Origin of the sequence: Streptomyces panaciradicis, assembly GCF_023516615.1 — a bacterium.
GTDB classification, from domain to species: domain Bacteria; phylum Actinomycetota; class Actinomycetes; order Streptomycetales; family Streptomycetaceae; genus Streptomyces; species Streptomyces panaciradicis.
This window is the reverse complement of record NZ_JAMGBF010000260.1, coordinates 1-3,422: the sequence shown is the minus strand read 5'-3', so window position 1 is coordinate 3,422 and position 3,422 is coordinate 1. Positions and strand designations below refer to the sequence as shown.

Below are 3,422 nucleotides of genomic sequence, written 5' to 3'. Positions count from 1 at the left end.
TCCTGGTGCTCGCGGGCGAGGAGCCCGGCCGCCGCTGGGACCAGCCGGTCCCGCTGGTCGACGTCCTGCGCGCCGCCTCCTCCGAGGTGGAGCAGTACGAGCGCATCGAGCTGCAGGGCGTCCCGGAGGCCGAGATCCACGGCCGCGCCGTGACCGACCTCGTGCACCTGCTCGCCGAGCTGCTGGAGAACGCCACCACGTTCTCCTCTCCGCAGACCAAGGTCCGTGTCACCGCGACCCGTCTGCCCGACGGCCGCGTCATGATCGAGATCCACGACAAGGGCATCGGCCTGACGGCCGAGGACTTCGCGGACATCAACCACAAGCTGGCCAACCCGCCGACCGTGGACGTCGCGATCTCCCAGCGCATGGGCCTGTTCGTGGTCGGCCGGCTGTCCGACCGGCACGGCATCCGCGTCCAGCTGCGCCCCTCCGGCGAGCAGGCGGGCACCACCTCACTGGTCATGCTGCCGGACGCGATCACCCACGGCGGTGGCGGCGAGCAGCAGATGCAGCGCGACGAGTTCACCGTCTCGCAGATCATCCCGGAGCAGAACTTCCAGGGTGAGAACTTCAGCCAGCCGATGCGTACGGCGGCGGAGCTCGGCTTCGACGACACCCGCTACGTGGACGTCCCGGACGACATCCGCGAGCTGGACCCGGTCGGCCGGTCGCTGCTGCGCGAGGAGCGCCGCGCGGCCCTGGAGGCCCAGCAGTCGCAGGACCCGCAGCAGCAGGACCCGGCCGCCGAGTCCTCGTCGTACGCGGACGCCTTCGACGCGCAGCCGGCCTACGACAACGGCTTCCCCGAGCAGCAGACCGGTTCGTTCGACCCCCGCCCGGCGTACGAGGAGCAGCAGCAGAGCCCGTACGAGGAGCAGGCGCGTCCGGCGTACGAGGAGACGGCCCAGCAGCCGGCGTACCAGGACCCGTACTTCCCGCAGAACGGCTCCCTGCCGCAGAACGACACCTTCTCGTCGAACGGCGGCTACCCGGAGCCCGGCTATGCGGAGCCGGCGCAGGAGGAGCCCTCGGTCGCCCACGCCGCCGCCCCGGAGACCTACTCGGCCTTCGACCAGCGCCGCTACCAGGACGACTGGCCGCAGCAGGACGGCTACCAGAACGGCTACCCGGACCAGTACGCTCCGGAAGCGGAACCTTCGCAGGCCGCTGACGCGAGTGAGGCGGACCGCGTAGGCTTCGACCGTCCGGGACCGGCTTCCTCCGTCGCCCACCAGCTGACCGACGCCGGGCTGCCCCGCCGCGGATCCTTCGCGGGCGGTACGAACGGCTCGAACGGCACGCGGCACGCGCACCAGGAGACGTCGGCCCCGGCATCGGCTCCGGCTTCGGAAGGCAACGGCTCCGGCGACTGGCGCTCGGCGAACGACCAGCGCTGGCAGCAGGCCTCGCAGCTGAAGAAGCCCAAGGCGGGCGGGGTCACCTCCTCCGGCCTGCCGCGGCGGATACCGAAGGCCAACCTGGTCGACGGGGCCGCCGAGCCCACCCCCCAGGGAGGCCCACAGGTCTCCCGAGCCCCGGAGGACGTCCGGGGGCGACTGAGCAACCTGCGGCGCGGTGTCCAGCGGGCCCGCACCGCAGGCGGAGAAACGAACGGCCAGGGCTTCGGTCCTGACAGCACCTACAACCAGGAGCGTTAGTGTGAGCCCGATGAGCCAGGCGGCACAGAACCTGAACTGGTTGATCACCAACTTCGTGGACAACACCCCGGGGGTGTCCCACACGGTGGTGGTCTCCGCCGACGGACTCCTTCTGGCGATGTCCGAAGGGTTTCCGCGTGACCGAGCCGACCAGCTTGCTGCCGTCGCCTCCGGTCTGACGTCACTGACGGCGGGCGCCTCCCGGATCTTCGAGGGTGGCGCCGTGAACCAGACGGTTGTGGAGATGGAGCGGGGATTCCTGTTCATCATGTCCGTATCCGACGGTTCGTCGCTCGCGGTACTCGCACATCCGGAGGCGGACATCGGCCTCATCGGGTACGAGATGGCGCTTCTGGTGGACCGTGCCGGTTCGGTCCTGACGCCCGATCTGCGGGCCGAGCTCCAGGGCAGCCTGCTCAACTGACAGACGGACGGTGCGTTTTGCCGTCCCGGGGCCGTAAGGTTTCGGGACGCGGCTCCACAGGGATGGGTGCCCGGCACGGTCGGAGGAGGAGAAGAGAGTGGCAACACCACCAGGCGGTTCGAATACGGGCAACTGGTCGTACGGCCCTGCCCAGGGCCAGGGCGACGGTTCCCAGAACCCGAACCGTTACAACTTCCCCTCCGCACCGAACCAGCGGCGTCACCAGCCGTACGCTCCCCCGGGCCCCCAGGGTCCCGGTCCGTCGCCGTACGACCAGCCGCCCGCTCCCCGCATCCAGCCCGTGCAGCCGCATCGACGCGCCCCCGAGCCGGCGCCCGCGGGGGCGTCGAACAACCCCTTGGTGCGTCCGTACGCCATGACCGGCGGCCGGACGCGCCCGCGCTACCAGCTCGCCATCGAGGCGCTGGTGCACACCACCGCGCAGCCGCATCAGATGCAGGGCCAGTTGCCCGAGCATCAGCGGATCTGCAACCTCTGCCGGGAAATCAAGTCGGTGGCCGAGATCTCGGCCCTGCTCACGATCCCTCTCGGCGTGGCCAGGATCCTCGTCGCCGACTTGGCGGAGGCAGGACTGGTCGCCATTCATCAGCCCGGCGGCGACGAGAACGCCGGCGGCCAGCCAGACGTGACACTGCTCGAAAGGGTGCTCAGTGGACTTCGCAAGCTCTAGCGGCGGTCCTTCCCGCTCCACCACCTCGGCGAAGATCGTGGTGGCGGGTGGCTTCGGCGTGGGCAAGACCACGTTCGTCGGGGCCGTTTCGGAGATCAACCCGCTGCGCACAGAGGCCGTCATGACGTCCGCTTCGGCAGGCATCGACGACCTCACCCACACCGGAGACAAGACGACCACCACGGTCGCCATGGACTTCGGCCGTATCACCCTGGACCAGGACCTGATCCTGTACCTCTTCGGTACGCCGGGCCAGGACCGCTTCTGGTTCATGTGGGACGACCTGGTGCGCGGCGCGATCGGCGCGATCGTGCTGGTCGACACCCGGCGTCTGGCCGACTGCTTCCCGGCGGTCGACTACTTCGAGAACTCGGGTCTGCCGTTCGTCATCGCCCTGAACGGCTTCGACGGCAACCAGCCGTACAACCCCGACGAGGTCCGCGAGGCCCTGCAGATCGGTCCCGACACCCCGATCATCACGACGGACGCGCGGCATCGGGCGGACGCGAAGTCGGCGCTGATCACGCTCGTGGAGCACGCGTTGATGGCGCGACTGCGGTAGGTACCTGGTTCGTGCGGCCACCGGGCTGCCCCGGACGGTTTCGATGCCGTCTGCGGGTGCTCGGTGGCCGTTCGCGCAGTTCCC

General features: G+C 69.8%; 4 protein-coding genes. All 4 read left to right on the top strand.

All coding sequences use genetic code 11. The features are described 5' to 3' along the window. Positions 1-1,661: sensor histidine kinase (locus M8J74_RS43210; protein ID WP_249841636.1), on the top strand; the 1,661-nt coding region annotated here is incomplete at its 5' end. Between the two features lie 10 nt (positions 1,662-1,671). Continuing rightward, positions 1,672-2,085 (top strand): roadblock/LC7 domain-containing protein, encoded by a 414-nt coding sequence (locus M8J74_RS43205; RefSeq protein WP_007384910.1) that lies wholly within the window; start codon positions 1,672-1,674, stop codon positions 2,083-2,085. Between the two features lie 97 nt (positions 2,086-2,182). After that, positions 2,183-2,776: a DUF742 domain-containing protein gene (locus M8J74_RS43200; RefSeq protein WP_249841635.1), complete on the top strand. Its 594-nt coding sequence runs from the start codon at positions 2,183-2,185 to the stop codon at positions 2,774-2,776. Then, entirely contained in the window at positions 2,757-3,338 is a 582-nt protein-coding gene (locus tag M8J74_RS43195) for a GTP-binding protein (RefSeq protein ID WP_026248371.1), read from the top strand. The genes M8J74_RS43200 and M8J74_RS43195 overlap by 20 nt, the downstream gene beginning before the upstream one ends. Positions 3,339-3,422: the final 84 nt, after the last annotated feature.